This is a genomic window from Paenibacillus harenae DSM 16969, from assembly GCF_000422465.1.
Classification (GTDB): Bacteria; Bacillota; Bacilli; order Paenibacillales; family Paenibacillaceae; genus Pristimantibacillus; species Pristimantibacillus harenae.
Map to the genome: position 1 here is coordinate 1,832,034 of NZ_KE383842.1, position 18,040 is coordinate 1,850,073.

General features: G+C 53.9%; 13 protein-coding genes. 3 read left to right on the plus strand and 10 right to left on the minus strand.

Translation table 11 applies throughout. The annotated features are described in order from the left end of the window. Positions 1-8 precede the first annotated feature (8 nt). The gene (locus H581_RS0118785) at positions 9-881 is read left to right on the plus strand and encodes an AraC family transcriptional regulator (RefSeq protein WP_028611370.1); all 873 of its coding nucleotides are present in this window, start codon (positions 9-11) and stop codon (positions 879-881) included. Between the two features lie 45 nt (positions 882-926). On the opposite strand, the gene H581_RS0118790 is transcribed toward H581_RS0118785, so the two are convergent. The 7 genes from H581_RS0118790 to H581_RS0118820 form a co-directional block, all read right to left on the minus strand. Further along, the gene (locus H581_RS0118790) at positions 927-3,113 is read right to left on the minus strand and encodes a hypothetical protein (protein WP_028611371.1); all 2,187 of its coding nucleotides are present in this window, start codon (positions 3,111-3,113) and stop codon (positions 927-929) included. Between the two features lie 15 nt (positions 3,114-3,128). Continuing rightward, positions 3,129-4,832, minus strand: a complete 1,704-nt coding sequence (locus H581_RS0118795) for an extracellular solute-binding protein (RefSeq protein ID WP_028611372.1) — start codon at positions 4,830-4,832, stop codon at positions 3,129-3,131. A 55-nt stretch (positions 4,833-4,887) separates the two neighbouring features. Then, positions 4,888-5,784 (minus strand): carbohydrate ABC transporter permease, encoded by an 897-nt coding sequence (locus tag H581_RS0118800; protein ID WP_028611373.1) that lies wholly within the window; start codon positions 5,782-5,784, stop codon positions 4,888-4,890. A gap of 13 nt (positions 5,785-5,797) precedes the next feature. Next, complete coding sequence (locus H581_RS0118805; protein WP_028611374.1) at positions 5,798-6,712, minus strand: ABC transporter permease; 915 nt, start codon at positions 6,710-6,712, stop codon at positions 5,798-5,800. Between the two features lie 223 nt (positions 6,713-6,935). Next, positions 6,936-9,989 (minus strand): alpha-mannosidase, encoded by a 3,054-nt coding sequence (locus H581_RS0118810; protein ID WP_028611375.1) that lies wholly within the window; start codon positions 9,987-9,989, stop codon positions 6,936-6,938. Positions 9,990-10,245: 256 nt separating this feature from the next. Next, positions 10,246-11,406: a GntR family transcriptional regulator gene (locus tag H581_RS0118815; RefSeq protein ID WP_028611376.1), complete on the minus strand. Its 1,161-nt coding sequence runs from the start codon at positions 11,404-11,406 to the stop codon at positions 10,246-10,248. A gap of 432 nt (positions 11,407-11,838) precedes the next feature. Continuing rightward, a complete protein-coding gene (locus H581_RS0118820) occupies positions 11,839-14,085 on the minus strand; it encodes an FAD-dependent oxidoreductase (RefSeq protein ID WP_028611377.1) in 2,247 nt (748 codons plus the stop codon). A gap of 159 nt (positions 14,086-14,244) precedes the next feature. Here H581_RS0118820 and H581_RS0118825 point away from each other — a divergent pair, with 159 nt between their 5' ends. Both H581_RS0118825 and H581_RS39475 read left to right on the plus strand, forming a co-directional pair. Next, positions 14,245-15,060 (plus strand): helix-turn-helix domain-containing protein, encoded by an 816-nt coding sequence (locus tag H581_RS0118825; protein ID WP_051250951.1) that lies wholly within the window; start codon positions 14,245-14,247, stop codon positions 15,058-15,060. A 97-nt stretch (positions 15,061-15,157) separates the two neighbouring features. Then, positions 15,158-15,313: a hypothetical protein gene (locus tag H581_RS39475; RefSeq protein WP_342663421.1), complete on the plus strand. Its 156-nt coding sequence runs from the start codon at positions 15,158-15,160 to the stop codon at positions 15,311-15,313. A gap of 164 nt (positions 15,314-15,477) precedes the next feature. Here H581_RS39475 and H581_RS0118835 read toward each other — a convergent pair whose 3' ends face one another. The 3 genes from H581_RS0118835 to H581_RS0118845 are packed head-to-tail and all read right to left on the minus strand — an operon-like array spanning position 15,478 to position 17,638. Beyond that, on the minus strand, positions 15,478-16,434 hold the full coding sequence (locus H581_RS0118835) for a formylglycine-generating enzyme family protein (RefSeq protein ID WP_483823583.1): 957 nt from the start codon (positions 16,432-16,434) through the stop codon (positions 15,478-15,480). A gap of 39 nt (positions 16,435-16,473) precedes the next feature. Beyond that, positions 16,474-17,013 carry a chromate transporter gene (locus tag H581_RS0118840; protein WP_028611380.1) on the minus strand — a complete coding sequence of 180 codons (540 nt, stop codon included), beginning with the start codon at positions 17,011-17,013 and terminating at the stop codon, positions 16,474-16,476. Positions 17,014-17,026: 13 nt separating this feature from the next. Continuing rightward, positions 17,027-17,638, minus strand: coding sequence for a chromate transporter (locus H581_RS0118845; RefSeq protein ID WP_028611381.1), 612 nt, complete (start codon positions 17,636-17,638; stop codon positions 17,027-17,029). Between the last annotated feature and the right edge of the window lie 402 nt (positions 17,639-18,040).

Here is an 18,040-nt window from a genome sequence, read left to right on the forward strand (position 1 = left end):
CCGCCGATATGTACCATTGGATGAAAAGCGAAGAGAGGCTAAACCGTTTCGCAGGCTTGATCAAAGGATCGAAGCTAACCTTCCATATTCATTACTGGGGGGCCGTTCAGCATCTGAAATCTAATGACGTGCACAAGCATTCCTTCTATGAAATTTGTTATGTGAATGCGGGGACGGGAAAATATGTCGAAGGAGACTTTGAGTTTCCTTTGCATGAAGGCGTTTTCTTCTGCTCGCGGCCGAATATTTATCATCAAATCAGAGACGTTCACGAGCTTGATCTGCTGTTCGTCGCCTTTGAGCCGGATGAGAAGCAGTCTTCTGCCGATGAATTCGAGCAATACGATTACGCTCTAAAACATAACGCCGTTTGGCAGGAGGGAGTTTCGGCCGCGCCGGCCGTTCAGCTGTGGAAATCGCTGTTGATCCCGGCGGAGCCGGGCCGGTCGCTGCCCGTCTTCCTGCTGCCGCAGCTGGCTCACGCGCTGCTTGCTTCCTTTCCGTCGCTGCCCGGAAACACCCGAAGACAGGAGCCGCCGCAGCTCGCTTCGAACAACGCCCTGCTTATTAACCGCGCCAAGCTCTATATTCGCGATAATCTGGGAGGAAGCTTATCCTTGCTTGAGGTAGCCCGTTATTTGAACCTGTCCGAGCGACATTTGTCCCGGTTGTTCGGCAGCAGCATCCATGAGTCCTTCTCCTCGCTGGTGCGCCGCGAACGGGTCCGCGCCGCGGAGCAGCTGCTTGCCCAGACGGATACTCCGATCAAGGAGATTGCCGAACGCGCCGGCTTCTCATCGGTTCACTATTTTACAAGGACGTTCACCAAGGCGAAAGGCATATCTCCGGCAGCGTTCCGCGAGGCAAGCCGGGAAAATTAATAGAGCTGCCTTAATCGTCTAGACGATTAAGGCAGCTCTTCATTTTTACCAGAACACCGTTACGTTCACGCCCTCGGGCACGCCGGGGTAACGGATGAGCGTCGTGCCCGACTCGGGATCATGACGGAAATCCGCAGCCATGCCGCCTGCCGTGACCGAACGCGGCGCGCTTGCAGCTCGTATTCGCGTGCTGACGGTCATATCGCTCGGCGACTCCGACACGAAGGTGAAGGAAGCCGCTTCGATCCGCTCATCGCGGATACGGGACGAGCTGACCAGAATATGCGGTTCGCTTCCGTACGGTTCACCGCCGTTCAGCTCGTAGAGCAGGCTGTCATCTCCCGGCCTCAACTCCACGGTCTGCATGACAGGAAGATCGGCCTCGAACAGATCCAGGAAAGGTCCCTGCAGCGTTACCGGATCCGGCGATTCCGTCTCATCCAGCACATGCGTGATGAGATAAGGCCCGCGCTTTATTTGCAGCAAGCCGCTTTCCCGGTAATCGCCCGCTTCGCTGCGCAGCTCCAGCGCCCTCCGGACGCTGTCCCGCACGCGCTCCGCACCGGCGTCCGAGCGGGATAGCGCCGCCGGATTTACCCGGTGGACAATGACGGCTCCGCTTCCTGCCGGATGCTCGCCTTCCTCCACGTTCCGGCTAAGCCCCATCGATTCGAACAGATGCTCCTCGGGACGTTCATATGCGCGACGGCCAGTTCCCCTGTTCCACCATTCGCGGACATAATGGAACGGATCGGTGCCGTCGCCGACATAGATGAGGACGCCGCCGTCCCGTACCCATTGACCGATTGCCTGATGTATGCCGGGGTGCTCCGGCTTCATGAACTCATAGCTCAGAAGCAGCACACGATAATCCTCCAGATACCCGGGGAACGTAAGGATGTTATCCAGCTGCACCGGCCTCAGCGGAATGCCGTTCTTGACGAGCGGAAGCGCAAGTCCGTAAAACGCCGACCAATCCAGCTGTTCCCGCTGCTCTGCGGTAAGCGCGTCCGTCGTTGTTGTTCCGTCATATTTGAACGCGGCCCCGTCCTCTTCTTCCTCCGTGACCACGTCGCCGCGCTGATACATCGCCGAGTTGGACAGGCACAGGCCAACCCCCGACGTAAACGAAATAGCGGCATCCTCCTCGACATGATGATGCATATCCCGAAGTACGTTCATTACCGTCAGAAGCACCGTGGCGTAATCTCCCGGAATCGTTTCCTTGCCGCTGCCGTCTTCCTTCGGATAACTGCCCTCGAACACGCGTCTCGGCCATGGACAAACCTCGTATTGGGACACCCCCGGATGCAGAAGCGAAGCAATGACCGTAGCCCGGTAATTCTTCTTGTAATCGCTCCAGCTGTAACGGGGATTATCTTCGATCGGGTCGTGCAGGAACCACATCTCTTTGCCTGTGCCCCGCGTGAGCTCCTGCATGATTCCGTATTCCAAATAAGCCGTTTCGAATGTCCGCTCGCGGCGCTGCCCCTTGTAGACATTAGGGGTCCGCGCCGTTCCCGTCCAGATCTGCGCGATGTAGCCGTCGCAGGCCGGCATCGAGACCAGGAGCGCCTCTGGGCTAATAATTCTCCACTGCGTGTAATTGATCAGACTGTGGGTCGGCACATAGAAGCGAACCGTTCTTCCGTACGTAACGAGCGAATACTCCTTCATTTGGCTGCAGATCCGGTCCAGCGCCCGGTAATACACTGCGGCCTTCAGCTTGGACGCGCGATACTGAGCGTCAGGCGAGGAGTGGGGAGGGATCCGCTCCTCGCCGTAATAATTCAGCCACTCCCGCTTGAACGCCTCCGAATACCCGGAAGCCGCCCAGAACTCCGGTTCCTCCAGGTGGATCGCCTCTGCGCCATAGTCGATCGCGACTTTAATATGCGAAGCGAGATACTCCGCGAATGAAATCGTCGGCACCATATAGGGCACATCCTTGCCGTGCAGGATAGGCTTGCCGCTGCGGTCCGTCTGCGCTTCATCCCAATGATCGCGCCCGTCGAAGCGGCCGTACAGATAATCCTGATATTGGCCCCACGAGACGCCCGTCATCAGATGGATCGTGTACCCGGCCCGCTTCCAGCCTTCGATGCGCTGCGGCAGATCGGCAGATATCCCATATACCATGACGAAATCGGTTCGCAGATCATACTTGGGTCCGTAAGGCCGCGACTCCTGAAACCCCGTCCATTCAGGTCCTGCTTTCGCTATCCGGTTCAATCGCTGGAGCCTCCTCTAGTTCGGCATTTGCAGCGTCGCTACTTCTTTGCCCTTCAGATTTTCATTGACGAACGCCATCGCTTCTTTATATCCCGTTTTCTCCATCTGCCCCCTCAGGTCGTTAATAATTTTAAGCGCAGCCTCATCGGACTTGGCGTAGATAGCTTCTTTCCACACATCGCCGATTTTATCCATCGACGGCTTCAGCATTTCCCATTGCTCCGACTTCACGATGACATCGCCCGGATTATAAGCGGAGATCACGCTGATTCCGTTCGGACGAAGAATCTTCCGCGCATTATCCATGGCGGCGATCCGAGCCTGATCGTCCCAAATGTTGCCGCCTGCAGCTGATTTAATACGGTCCTGGCCGGACATCGATTCGAGGCCGATGCTGATCCCCTCATTCTTCTTCGCCTTGCCGGTCGTGTCTTCCGTAAATTTATCGAACCATTCCTGCTTCGCGACCGGTTTTCCGTTCTCCATGTCCCAATGTACGCCCTGTACGCCGTAACGGACCAGCATAAAGCCTTCGTCCGAAGCCAAGTAGTCGAGCAGGCGGAGCGCGGCGTCCACGTTTTTCGATTTTTTCGGAATAACCGTCACGTTATTGCCTTGAATCGCCAGATCGACCGGACGGTTCGGCTCCGCGCCCGCACGCTCAAGCGGGCCAATCGGCACGTAATCGGAACCCGGATGCGCTTTCACAAAGTCCTTGGAAGCGTCGAGAATAGCCGGATAGTGCGCAGCGAGCACCGCGATGCGGCCCTGCTTGATTTTCTCATTCGCGATCGGATCCGTCTGCGTGAATGCTTCCGGATCAAGAAGTCCTTCCTCGATCATTTTGCGGTAGTAAAGCGTGTAATCTTCGTATGCTTTTGTGAAAAAGCTGTTTTCCAGCGTTCCGTCACCCTTATCGATATATCCTGCGCCATAGAACATCGAGCTTCCGATACCGACAGCCCAGCCGTTATGGAAGCCGCCAAGCGGGATAACCGGCAAGCCGTTTTCTTCCAGACCCGCGTCCTTGATTTTCTTCAGGAAGCCATACAGATCCTCCTTCGTGACGATCGATTGCGGATCCACCCCGACCTTCTCCGCAATATCCTTCCGGACATAGAAGCCGTACAGCCAATCCATCGCATCCTCGGGCGCTGCAGGATGGTTCTGGTAGAGCAGAAATTGCTTGCCGCCGTACGCGTTAAATGCTTTCTCGTAAAGCGCCGGAGGAACATTTTCTTCCGCGATGCCTTTCGCCAGATTCGGATATTTATCAAGCTTATCGGACAAATCGACGAGCTGATCCTCTTTGGCCGCTTTAATAATGCCGTCCAACTCGCCTCCCCATGCCGGACCGGTATAAATATCAGGCAAATCCTGCGTCGCGAAGATTGCGTTTACCTTCTCGACCTCGCTGCCCTTCGTATACTCCCATTCAATGGTAACGCCGGTTTTCTCTTTGATGACCTGTTCGACCGCAGTCATGTCGACATCGGATCCAGTTGAACCGTTCCAGTTGTGAAGCACCTTAAGCGTCACTTGCTCGAAACCTGAACCCCCTTCAGATACGCCGTTGTTTGCAGACGGCGTATTGCTTCCGCCGTTGTCTGCGCCTTGGTTGTTGTTGCTGTTGCTGCTGTTGCTGCAAGCAAAAAGCGTTCCTAGCATGAAGATGACGACCAGCAGCAGCGAAGCGTTTTTAAACCGTTTGTTCCTCATAAGAACCCTCCCAAGTACTATTATTTAGATATGATAAAGTCCGGATCGCGGACGTTTACCCTTTCACAGAGCCGATCATGACACCTTTGACAAAGTAGCGCTGCAAGAACGGATACACGCACAATATCGGGAAAACGGTTATGACAAGCAGCGCCATCCGAAGCGATTCCGGCGTAGCTCCGGCCACGTTGATGTCAACCGTCTGGCCGCCCTGCTGCGCCGCCCTCTGCATGGAGGACGAAAGCGCTTCCGCCTCGGTCAGCAGTTCCTGGAGAAGCGTCTGTACGGGAATCAGATCTTTGTCGGACACGTAATAGGCGCCGGAAAACCAATCGTTCCAATGCGTTACCCCGATGAATAATGAAATGGTAGCGAGCACGGGGCCGGACAACGGCAGGATGATCCGCATAAAAATTTGGAAATCGCCGTACCCGTCAATGCGCGCCGACTCCTCCAGCTCCTCCGGAATGCCTTGCAGAAACGTGCGGATGATGACGATATGCATGAAGTTGAACAGAAACGGAATGACATATACCCAAAAGGTGTTAATGAGATGAAGTTTCTGCAGCGTGATGAAGAACGGAATAAACCCTGCGCTGAAGATCGTCGGCAAAAAGATATAAAAGGTGAAAAACGTACGGCCGGGCAGCGTTTTTTTGGATAACGCGTAAGCCATTAGCGTGCAGAGCAGCACATGAAGAAACGTTCCGAGCAGCGTGCGCAGCAGCGTAATTTGATAGGCTTTCCAGATGCGGGCGTTCTCGAATACTTCCGCATAATTGTCCAGCGTAATTTTGCGCGGGAGGAAGTAGATGGCGCCCAACATCGAGTCTTTGCCGTCGTTCAGCGAGTAGGCAAGAATGTAGATAAACGGATAAATCATCGAGAAGGCTAACACCGTAAGAATCATGTAGTTAATGACCGAAAATACGGAAAATCGAGATTGCGCCAAATCAGATCACTCCTTAGAACAGAGATACGTCGCTGACCTTGCGGGCAATCCGGTTGACCGTCAAGATCAGAATAAACGCGATGACGCTTTGGAATAAGCCGACCGCGGCTGCATAGCTGAGCCTTCCGCCGCTGATCCCGGAGGTAATGACATGCACGTCGAGTACGCTGCCGATGGCGGCAGTCGCCGGTCCGTTTAACAGCAGAAGCTGCTCGTAGCCTGCACTCATCAAGCTGCCTGCCGATAGGATGAACAAGATGACCGCAATATTGCGAATGCCGGGAAGCGTAACATGCCAGATTTGCCGGAAACGGTTCGCTCCGTCGATTTTAGCCGCCTCGTATTGCTGCTGGTCAATGCCTGCGATCGCTGCCATATAAATAATGGAGTTCCAGCCGATGCTCTTCCAGATCTCTGAGCCGATGATGATTTGATAGAACCAGGACGTATTGTTCAAAAATTGTATAGGCTCCTGCATACCCATAGCTGCCAGCAAATCGTTGACCGGCCCGCCATATGGCGTTAACAGTCTTTGCATCAACGTGACGACCACGATCCAGGATACGAAGTGAGGCAAATACGAAAGCGTTTGCACCGTTTTCTTAAATTTGACGTTTCTGACCTCATTGAGAAGAACAGCCAGGATGATTGGCAGCGAAAACCCGATGAGAAGCTTCATCAGGCTTATGACGATCGTATTGCGGATAATTTCATAGGATTGGTAATAGTCGAAAAATTGGCGGAAGTATTTCAGCCCTGCCCACGGACTGCCCGTAAAACCGCCCGAGAACATAAAGTCCCGGAATGCAACCTGAACACCGTAAAGCGGAACATAAGAAAAGAGAAAAAACCATACGATGCCGGGCAGCATGAACAGGTAAAACAATTTGTGCCGCAGGATCCGCTTCCAGAGCGCGGATTGGTTCACAAGCGCCACCTCCTCAAAGTTTTGCGAAGCAAAATCTTGCTTCGGAAGCATTGGCTATCAAGTTTTGCCAAGCAGAAACACCTAACGTTGTCCTAGTAAGAGGACACAACCGTTTCGCGGAGAAATATAAGCCAATTTATCAGTGCTAAACTTATAAATTCTTATATTTGAAGCAAAATCTTGCTTCGGAACCGCCCCCGTCCGAGGCGGGTTTATTCCCGCTTCAGCCTTTCGTCAATCGGACGGTCTTGATCTCGAATGGAGTGAAGGAAAGCTTCAGGCAGCCGTCCTCCAGCTGAACCCGTTCAAGCGGGTTCTCCATCAAATCGGCCAGCCAACCCCCCGAAGCGGCGATATTCGTAAGGAGCGAAGTTGAAATTCGCGACCCGGACGTTTCGTATAACCGGATAATAAGGTCTTCTCCGTCCTCCGCCTTCTTCACCGTCTCCACCATAACGCCCGGATGCTCCGGACGTAGATAAGATCTTGCTTCCGGCATCCCCGCCGCTTGGCTCATATCAGCAGCGACACCGGCCGCTCGGAGCGGAACATTCAGCTCGTACCCGCGCTTATAAACCTCCGCCTGTACATGGTTGCCTTGATGCGGATAAAGCGAATAAGTGAACAAGTGCTCCGCGCGGTCCGCCTCCGGATCAGGGTGTGACGGGCTGCGCAGCAGATTGAGATCGAGCACGTTTTCCCAGACGCGATGACCGTATTTACAATCGTTCAGCAGCGCTACCCCGTAATCCGGTTCGGATAAATCCACCCAATGATGGGCGCAAATTTCGTCCTTCGCGTAGTCCCGCATCGTATTGCGGTGCGTCGGCCGCTCGATGTACCCGAACTGAATTTCGCAGCTGGCGCTGTCCGACCTGATATGAACCGGGAACGAGGCGCGCAGCATCTTGCCGGATTCCTTCCAGTCGACTTCGGTTACGAAATCGATCCGGCGGCTTCCTTGCGTCAGCACGATCCTCTGCTTCAGGCTGGATTGGCCAAAAGAATAGCGGAGCAGGAAGCCGGACGTCGGCCCGTCGATGAACGTTTCCGATTCGGCAAGCCGCAGCGGCATACCGCCGGTTTGCCGGTAGTCCTGGCGGAAATCCCAAGCGTCGCCTTCATCATGATAGACGATCAGCTCGTTCGCCTTCTGTCCTTCCGGCACGATCTCCCGGCCGTACTCCTTGTCCCGGATGGACAAGATCGTACCGTCTTCCGCCAGCGCCACCGCAAGCAGATCATTCTCCGCCAGGCTGCCGGCTGCCGGCGCCCGCAATGCGTCGTCCGCTTCGGTGACTTCGGCGGATGCGGCAGCTTCGGCTTCAGCATGGATCGGCGCCGCGGCCAGCGCATATCCCATCGCCGGTACACGAACGCGCAGCCAGCGGCCGTCCCGCTTCAGCCACTCTTCCCGCTCCCAGCTTAAGGAATTGAATACCGCGATCGCATCCGAGCCGCTCTCTCCGGCACGAAGCTTCCCGGCAACCGCGTCATAAGCCGAGGCAATGAGCCGTTCCACGCGGTCGAGCAGCAAGGCGTACCGTTCCAATGATTCGTCGTACACCCGTTTAATAGAGGATCCGGGCAAAATGTCATGGAACTGGTAGAGGAGCACTTCCTTCCATATTTCCTCCAGCTCCTCAGCCGGATAACGAACGCCCCCCTCCAATTCCGCAAGCACGGAAGCGAACTCCAGCTCCCGCAGCGCCTTCTCCAGCTTCCGGTTAAACCGTTTATTCCTAGCCTGGCTCGTTAACGTCCCTTGGTGCTTCTCCAAGTAAAGCTCCCCGCGCCAAGACGGATACCGCGACATCTTCGCGCCCAATCTCTCGAAAAACCGCGCCGAAGGCTCTTGCACGACGGGGCTTAAGCCAAGCAGGTTTTTCTCCCGCGCCAGCCGTTCCAAATGCTCCTCGCCGGGTCCGCCGCCTCCGTCGCCGATACCGAACAGCATGAGGCACTCATCCGAAATATTTTTGTCCAAATACTCGCGTTCCGCCTTCACAATCGACCGGGGCGCCGCCGGACTGTTATACGTATCCTCGGGAGGCATGTGCGTCAATACCCGCGAGCCGTCAAGCCCCTCCCACTGGAAGGTATGATGAGGATGCTTATTGTACACGCTCCAGGAAAGCTTCTGCGTCATCATGTAATCCACGCCTGACTTCTTCAAGATTTGCGGAAGGCTAGCCGTATAGCCGAACACGTCCGGCATCCACAGCGTCTTCATCTCCATCCCGAATTCCTGGTTAAAATACCGCTTCCCGTACAAAATTTGCCGGATCAGCGCTTCACCGCCGGGTACGTTCGTGTCCGACTCTACCCACATTGCGCCCTGCGGCTCCCAGCGCCCCTCCGCGATTCGTTCCTTAACGCGCGCGTACAGCTTCGGATAATGCCGCTTCATCCAGTCATAAAGCTGAGGCTGGCTCGCGCCGAACACATAATCGGGATATTGCTCCATCATCCGCAGCGCTGTCGAGAACGTTCTCGCGCCTTTGCGGATCGTCTCACGGATCGGCCACAGCCAAGCCAGATCGATATGCGCATGTCCGATGGCGCTGATCGTCAGCACGGGATCTCCGCCCCGTTTTGCCAGCTGTTCGCTTAGAAGCGACCGCGCTGCCGCCACCTTCTCATCCGTCAGTTCCGTTAACAGCAGCGAAACATCATACAGCGCTTGAAAAATCCGCGCCTTCCGGGCCGTTCCTTCCGGCAGCCGCGCCGCCGTTTCCAGAAGCACCTCCGTATCGTAATACAGCTGCCGGACTTGTTCGCGGCATACCGCGATAACCGATTCCTTCAAGGTCCCGCTCCGGAAGCGGCCGAACAGGTCGTTGCAGCCGCCGTCGCCCCAAAGGTCAACGGTCTCCCCGCCGGTTGACGATTCGCTGATGTGAACGACTCTTTTGCCCGGCAAGCCGAGCGAATAATCGAACTCCGAATTAATATTTGTCAATCCTTGCGCCGGCGAGCCTTCTTCATCCACGAGGCACAGCTCGCCGTTAATATCGATCAGCAGAACGATTTTGCTGCCCTTTGCCTTCTCCGGCACTTTGCCGGTGAAGCGAAACCACCCGCAATCCCATAAGTTGCCCCAACGGTCGCCTGCAGTAAGTTCCAGTTTCCGCCCTGACATTCTGTCCTCGTACGGAACGGGCTCCGGCGTAATCCATGCCGTTACCTGCAGCTCCGCGACCGGCTCATAGATATGCCCTTTCAAACGTTCTAACATCGATTTCAGCTGATCCTCTCTTACCGTTTCATAGGGCATCGCCTAGTCTCCTTCCCAGCCTGATATATCGTTCGAACTCATGCAAATATGTAATGCCGGCTGCCAGTGCATATAAAAGTTACCATGCTCATCCGAATGAACAGGTTATACCGGTCATAGATCCTCTCTCGCTGCCTAGTGAGAGGCCTAATTTCAATATAATATATAAGTTGAATATATTCAATATATAATTAAAAAAAGATCTTTTCCGCTGAAGGAAAAGATCTTTTTTAAACAACTCTGATTACGTCTCTGTTTACGTCTTCGCGGGATATGCGCCTGTCGTCTGTCCGACGACCAGCTCCGGCTTGATGACTATTTTGCTGTATTTTTGCGCCTGTTCCTGATTGCCTTCAATGATACCGAGAAGCCTGCCAGCCGCCTGATAGCCCATGTCATGCTCAAATTGCTTAATGTGAGTGAAGATGCCGAACTCCTCCACGATCGAGGTCGGATCGTCGAAGCTGATGATGGACAAATCATCCGGCACGTTCAAACCGGCTTGGCGCGCCATTTGGTAAATTTGAACCCCAAGCCGCCCGTTAAGCGTGATGTAGGCCGTCGCCATGCGGTTCCGGATATAACGGTACAACGGATGCTTCTCCGAATCCTTTAAGCTTCCCACATAAAAACCCGTAATCATGTGGGCGGGATTGATCAATGCTCCCTTTTCCTTTAACGCGTTCATGTAGCCGTCAATACGTTCCTGCACCGTCACCGTCTGAAGAGGGGAATCGGAGCAGATCGCAATCTCCCGGTGGCCGAGCTCCCACAAATAATCAACCGCAAGCTTTGTTCCAAGGCGCCCGTCTGCAGCGATATAATCGGTCTCGACGCCAGGCAAATATCGGTCGATGAGCACGAACGGGTATCCGGAGAACTTCATGCCGAGTATTTCCTCGTTGTAATTTTCTTCATCCACCGGAAATACGAGCAGCCCCTCTGCTCCGACGTCCATTAACGTCTTAATCGCTTCCTTTTCCTTCTCCAGATCGCCGCCGGACAGAAGAATCATGCTCCTGTAGCCTTTCTCATGAAGCGCCTTCTGTACGCCGTCGATCAACCGGATCGCAAAATAATCGTAGATGGAAGGCATCACTAGCCCGATTAACCGCGTCTGCAGTCCGTGCTCCCTGCGTTCCTCGTCAGCTGCCGCGATCGATCGCGCAGCTTCTCCGGCCCCTCTCGCTTCCTTGCCGCTTACAAAACTTCCTTTGCCGGGCACCCGGGTAATCATCCCGTCATTCGCCAAGCCGGCCATGGCGTTAACAACTGTGATTTTACTCACATTAAACCGTTTCATAAGATCCTTTTCCGTTGGAATGCGGTCTCCCGCTTTCAGTCCTTCAGAATCGATCAGGTCCCGGATGTAGTCCTGTATTTTCTGATAGAGCGGGGTGCGAACTGTTGAATTCATAAGCAATCACCAAACTTCATATTGATATTTGTAATATATAATATAGGTTTGGCGGTGATTAAGCAATCCCCATCCCGTTTGTCGAATAAGATCATTTATTGGGAGTAACATAATATTCAATATACCGACTTTCCTAATCCACCCTTCCGCCGCTCATTATTTTTGATGAAATTTATCGGAAAAGGAAATTAAATTTATATATATTCAATATGTATTAATTTGTTCATTTTGCCATCACTTGTAGTCGGGTACCATATCCATCCCTCTATGCTCATAAAAGAAAAGCCAACCCGATAGAACGGGTTGACCTCTTTATAGGCGCTGCACTCGCCGCTACTCTTCCTAACTTCTCACCTTCCCATTAGCTATCAGCCTCGGGTAACTGGTGTTCTTAATATTCGATCATCTCCGCACACGGACAGCCGCCGCAGGCTAGTATACCCGAATCTCGATAATTTCGGCGCGCGGACAGCCGTTGGTCGCTTCCACTACGCAGCGAAGCTTAGCCGCGTTGACCGCCTCGTCGAAGCGGTGAATTTGTTTGCGCTTATGATTGGCCTGCTGCCGATGAAGCACAGTCCAGGCACCGTCGACCAAGGCTTCAATCCGATAGTCGCGTACGAGCTCCGGTATGATTTCGAAAGGCGTCCGGTGGTGATGAAGGTTAATGAGATCCTCGTTCACGTCGTCGTTAAATACGAGCTGAACCTCTTTGAAGGAGACCGGTCCGTCCCACGTCAATTCGACCCACGCCTCTTGACCGGCAGAAAGCGGCTCCGAGGCCCACAGATGCGGGCCGCCATACGGCCGCAAATACCCGTCGGTCACGCCGGCTGCCGAATAAGCCTCCGTCTCAGGCTTTGCCCGGAAGCAGAATGGCCGGCGCACCAGCTTCCGCATTCCCCACTGCACAACTAATTGTTCGTGACGGTGATCCTCCATCTCTTTTACCGCCCGCGCCTCTTCTCCCCGTTCGAACGCAAGCACGCCCGTGAGCGGTTCCTGCGACAAATGAAGCTGCACATGCTCGTTTGCCCGAATGATGATGAAAGCATTTTGGGCATGCTCCGGCTTCCAGCCGACCGGCACGCCGATCCACTGCCGCTCACCGGCACCCACGACCGCCGACGAACTCGCTTCAAGCTGCTGCGGAACATAGTTTTCCGCGCGGCCCGTACTCCACGCCTCGATCTGAAGCGTCGTTTCCTCCTTCGCGTCGACGAGCAATTCAATCTGCTGAAGCTCGCCGGATACCGGCAGGAGCAGCGCCGCATCGCTCGCAAGCGGATACGTCTCGGCCGGCGTCTCTACCGCCAGCCTTCGCAGCGTGCTCGAAGCGTTGACCGCCGCTTGACGGGCCAGGTCCCCGTCGTCGCTGCTGCGAATGCCAATAACGGAAGCATCCTGGCGCAGCAGCGTCTGCAGCAATTCGCCCAGATGCTCCCGATACACGCCGCGCGGCGTCGTCCGGTGCTGTACCGCCAGGGCGGCCCCGGTTCCCGCAGCTTCGCCGATTACGGCGCAGGTCGCCATGACGCGCGTCGTACCGAAAGCGACATGCGTCGCGCTAATATTGCGGCCGGCAAAAAGCAGGTTTGACACGTTGACGGAGTAGAGTGAACGAAACGGAATATGATAACACCCGTCCATATGGAGATGCTTCGACCCGCTCTCGGTCGAATACATGCCCTGCGGCGGATGCAGGTCGATCGACCAGCCGCCGAACGCCGCCCTGTCCTCAAATTCCCGCTGCGCGATAATATCATTCTGGTTCAGTACGTAGTCCCCGACAAACCTGCGGTATTCCCGTTTGCCCGGAAGCGAGCCGACCCATTCCAACGTCATATTCTCCGCATCGAATTTGCCGGAGTTTTTAATATAATCCCATATGCCGTAAATGACTGACCAAAGCTCATCCCGGATCCGCTCGTTCTCGTGAACGGTATCCAGCTCCCCGCCCCATTCGATCCACCAGTAGTGGCAGCCCGAATCGCCGCTGCGGATCACGCGTTTCATCGGAATAGACGTCTTCGCTATATCCTTGGCGAAGCTCGGCGCCACGTATTTGACCGGATGGCCGACGTCTTTGCTGTAGAACAAAATCGTGCTGCCCAGCGTAATGTCGTCAGCTTCATCAGGCGCCCACTCTTCGTTATATTCATGCCGCGCCTCCCGGCCCAGACGGTACTTCGCCCCGGCCATAAACCCGACCAGACCGTCGCCCGTGCAGTCCAGAAACATTTCGCTTTCGAATCGGATCCTGCGCTCCGAGCCCATCATCCAGCCGGTAACGGACAGAATGCGCCGATCCACCTCGCTCCCCTCCGCTTCCGCCTCGTGGACATCCGTATTCAGAAACAGCTGAATATTTTTCTCGGCCAATACCGTCTCCAGCACCACATTGTCCCAAAAGTACGGATTGCCGTCCGGATTGCGGAATTGGTTCTCGACGAACATTTCGCCCATAATCCCCGTCTCGCGGGCGTAACGATGCGTTCCATGCGCGGTAGCGCCGCAGACCCATACCCGGACCTCGCTGCTGGAATTTCCGCCAAGCACGGGACGGTTCTGCACAAGGGCAACCGTCCGGCCAAGCCGGGCGGCGGCCACCGCGGCGTTAACACCCGCAAGTCCGCCTCCGATGACCGTTATGTCGGTTTGAATCGTTTCATTTCTCATGTCATGTGCACCTCTTTCTTATCCATAATTTCATTATTCATTAAAAAACGATTAACCGCTTACACCCTCGATAAGCAACATTATAATGAAAAATCTTTACTTTTCACATACACGTAATTAACATAAACATATACATTATTTCATGAGGGAGAGGATCGGATGGAGACTTTGGACTCCTCTTTGACGCCGCTTGCGCATTCGCACATTTATTGGAATCACATTCAAGCCTTTCAGTTACCTGAAGACAAGTATGCCGCTTGGGTGCTCTTTGCCGTCACGGAGGGCCGGTTTCGTTACGAAATCGGCGGTCAGAGCGGCGAGGCGGGCTTCGGTGATCTCGTCTTATGTCCACCGGATACCAGATTCGCAAGAGAGGTAATCGAGCCGTTGTCCTTCCACTTTTACCGCTTCGACTGGATCGCTGACAACGAACGCAACGGTGCGCTTCCGACCGCCGTCCGGCTAACCGTCCGCGATCATAACCGGCTGGCGTCCAATTACTATTATTTAAAACATCTTTCAGCAAGCTCAAACGGCGATATGGCACGGCATGACCTTGCCCGGCATCTTCTCCGCGACCTGTGGCAGCTGAGCTGCATAGAAGCACAGAATGCTTCCGATTCCAGCCGCCACCGCCCGCCAAAAGGGAATGACGAAGAAGACATGCAGGAGGCTGCCCGAATGATAAGGCATCATGCCTACGGAAGGCTTATCATGAAGGAACTCGCCGAATCGATCGGCTTGTCGCCGGTGCGGTTCACCCGAAAATTTCAATCGGCATTCGGCCAAACCCCGATCGATTATTTGACTACCCTGCGTCTCCGGAAAGCGCAGGCGATGCTGCTTGAATCGGAACTGACGCTCGACCAAATCGCGGAGCGATGCGGGTACGATAACGGCTTTTATTTAAGCCGGGTTTTTTCGAAGCGCCTGCACATCAGCCCCGCCGCCTACCGGAGAACGAACCGCATCTAACACGAAGAAACCGTACCCGCATGTATTCTTGCCGTCTTGCGGAATTGAAGCAATGAGCCGGTAGCGTCTTCAAAGGAAAAATGGAGGGGGAATGTAAATGGCAATGCCGACACATCTTGTAGCCGTAGGCGGTATCGTGGAAGATGATCGGGGAAATATCCTTTTGGTAAAAAATCAGCATGGAGGAAGGTGTTTCCAGGCGGGCAAGTGGAATCCGGAGAAAATTTGCAGGATGCGTTATGCAGAGAAATAAAAAAGACATCGGGGAGCCGTTGGGTCGCTAAGGATAAAGCGCTTGAGCGGGTTACGGCGCCGGCGATCCGAACCCGCTTTCAAGCTTATTTAGATTTTTCCGGTAGCATACTCTTTATGGAATACATAATTCGGAAACGCCGAGCTGCGAGGATAATTGCCGGTTTAATCCGCAACAACGCGGAAGCCGCAGTTGCCCGTCGAGCTGTCCGGCGTATTTGAGCTTCTGGCTGCAAGCCGATACCGGTTGCAATAGGAGCGGTGGCACAAATAGGAGCCGCCCCGCATTGACCTCTTGCCTGTCGGCTGCGCAAACCGAGGATTAACCGAATCCGTCTGCTTATGATAGCCCGGGCTGAACCAATCCGCGCACCATTCCCAGACATTGCCGGACATATTATAGAGGCCGTAGCCGTTCGCTTTGTACGCATTCACCGGCGCCGTCCCCACGTAACCGTCGCTTGCATTGTTCTTGACCGGAAATTTCCCCTGCCAGATGTTGCACATATGCTTGCCGTCCTGCTTCAGCAGATCGCCCCACGGGTAGGTTTTCCTAGAAAGTCCGCCCCGTGCCGCATATTCCCACTCCGCTTCGGTAGGAAGCCTTGTGCCCGACCAGCGGCAGTATGCCTCGGCATCCCGCCAGGAGACGTGAACGACCGGGTGATCGAGCCTGTTCTCTATGTTCGAATCCGGCCCTTCCGGCTTCGCCCAGTAAGCGCCTTCAACCACAAGCCACCATGGAACCTGCTGCGGGACATTTTTTACTTTCTCCTGCGTCTCCTCGGAAGCGAGCAGATGGAAGACGAACGACCAGCCGAACCTTTCCGCCTCCGTCACATAACCTGTCGCTTGGACAAAGGTGCGAAATTGTTCGTTCGTTACGGCGTACGGGGAGATCCGAAACGGCGAAACCGTCACCTTGCGCACTGGCCCCTCCCCATCCGCGGGAAAGCCGTCCGCCGAATTCGTGCCCATCTCAAACTCGCCGCCGGGAAGCGCAATAAGCCGCTCTAATATTTCTCCGTTTCCGGCAGTCGCCTCTTCACTGGCGGCAGCTTGTACGATTTTGCCGTCCGCATTTGGCTGTATGTCCTCCCTGCTGGCGGCGCAGCAGCATATTTGTTGCTCCGTCATTACTTTCCCCTCTCTCAATCTGCTCTATCCATACAAAGCGATCCCGACTAATCCGGAAATAACAATGACGGACACAGGATGCTTGCGGAACACAAGAAACGCGATTAACGAGCCTGCAAAAATAAGGATCTGGCTCCAGGTGTACCAGGACAACGGCGTAAACATGCCGTTATTGCCGGCAAACATAATGGCTGTATAAAAAATTAGACCGGTGATGACCGAGCGCAAGCCGTAAAAGGATGATTGCACCAAAGGATGCTCGCTGATTTTGTAGAACAACATGCCGACGCCGAGAATCAAAAGAAGCGAGGGCAGAATCGTTCCAAGCATAGCAATCACGGCGCCAAGCACGCCCTGCTGCTCGTAACCGATAAAAATAGCGATATTCGTGGCAATCGGACCGGGCGACATTCCCGTAAGAGCAATCACGTCGGTAAATTGCTGCGCCTCCATCCATCCGTGACGGTTGACGACCTGCTCCTGAATTAACGGGATCATCGCGTATCCGCCTCCGAACGATACCAATCCGATCATAAAAAAAGTGATAAACAAATCGATTAGCATGGCAACTCCCCGCCTATATCATATAATCGTATACTTCCTCTTCTTTGTGAAGCTTTGTTTTAAAGCCCAGCTTCTTCCGCAGCCAAATCATCGCAATCCCGGCGAGCGCGCCACCTATTATTAGGATGACTGGGTGAATGTATTGATTGAAAAAATAAAGCAAAGCAACCGTAGCCGCGATCATTCCGATCGTCGTTTTGTCGACGGCGGAGGTCTTCCAGGTTTTGTACGCGGCGTACACGATCAAGGCGACGATCGTCGCGCGAATGGAGACGAAAGCTGCCGCTACCTTCGGATGGTCCTTCATTTCCAGGAAAAAGAGCGATAACAAAAGCACGATACAGAAGGTCGGAAGCAAAACGCCGATCGTGGCAGCTACCGCTCCCATGACGCCGCCAATTCGATATCCGATAAATGTCGCAGAATTGATCGCGATCGCACCGGGTACGGAGCCGGAAACCGCAAAAATATCCGCTACATCCTCTGATTGGAGCCACTTCCGTTTCTCCACCACTTCACGCTCGATGACCGGAATCATTGCATAACCGCCGCCGAAAGTAACCGGCCCAATTTTAAGAAAAGTAACGAATAATTGCCACATCAGCTTCCAGCGCACTATGCCCATCCTTTTCTCCCCCTTCTCTATACGCAATACAACCTTTGTTTACGATGACATCAATAGCTACATTATAACATCTTAATACCAAAATGAAATAAAGATTCCGCAAACATTACACCTATTTTTATTAAATGTCATAAAATAGGCAAGTGTAATGTGTTGACTGCTCAAAATTAAGGCGTTATATCCTATTGGAATGATTAGTTTATTTCATTTTGGTCTTAACTACTCTAGCATCTATTAACCGGTCAAAAAAAGGTTTATAAACAAAAAGAAGCAGCTGCTACGGCAGCTGCTCTTCATTGTTAAACGATATAAGTTGAACGATTGATTTACATCGGCTGTTATCGCTGCGGGAGCAAATTATTCTTACGATCGCTGCTCCAGCCAAATGGTCTGAATAGGTAA

Bases quoted from the DNA above. Each gene is read 5' to 3' on its own strand.
- H581_RS0118785 (WP_028611370.1), top strand. From the start codon at position 9: ATGTACCATTGGATGAAAAGCGAAGAGAGGCTAAACCGTTTCGCAGGC.
- H581_RS0118795 (WP_028611372.1), bottom strand. From the start codon at position 4,832: ATGAGGAACAAACGGTTTAAAAACGCTTCGCTGCTGCTGGTCGTCATC.
- H581_RS0118810 (WP_028611375.1), bottom strand. From the start codon at position 9,989: ATGCCCTATGAAACGGTAAGAGAGGATCAGCTGAAATCGATGTTAGAA.
- H581_RS0118815 (WP_028611376.1), bottom strand. From the start codon at position 11,406: ATGAATTCAACAGTTCGCACCCCGCTCTATCAGAAAATACAGGACTAC.
- H581_RS0118820 (WP_028611377.1), bottom strand. From the start codon at position 14,085: ATGAGAAATGAAACGATTCAAACCGACATAACGGTCATCGGAGGCGGA.
- H581_RS0118825 (WP_051250951.1), top strand. From the start codon at position 14,245: ATGGAGACTTTGGACTCCTCTTTGACGCCGCTTGCGCATTCGCACATT.
- H581_RS39475 (WP_342663421.1), top strand. From the start codon at position 15,158: ATGGCAATGCCGACACATCTTGTAGCCGTAGGCGGTATCGTGGAAGAT.
- H581_RS0118840 (WP_028611380.1), bottom strand. From the start codon at position 17,013: ATGCTAATCGATTTGTTTATCACTTTTTTTATGATCGGATTGGTATCG.
- H581_RS0118845 (WP_028611381.1), bottom strand. From the start codon at position 17,638: ATGGGCATAGTGCGCTGGAAGCTGATGTGGCAATTATTCGTTACTTTT.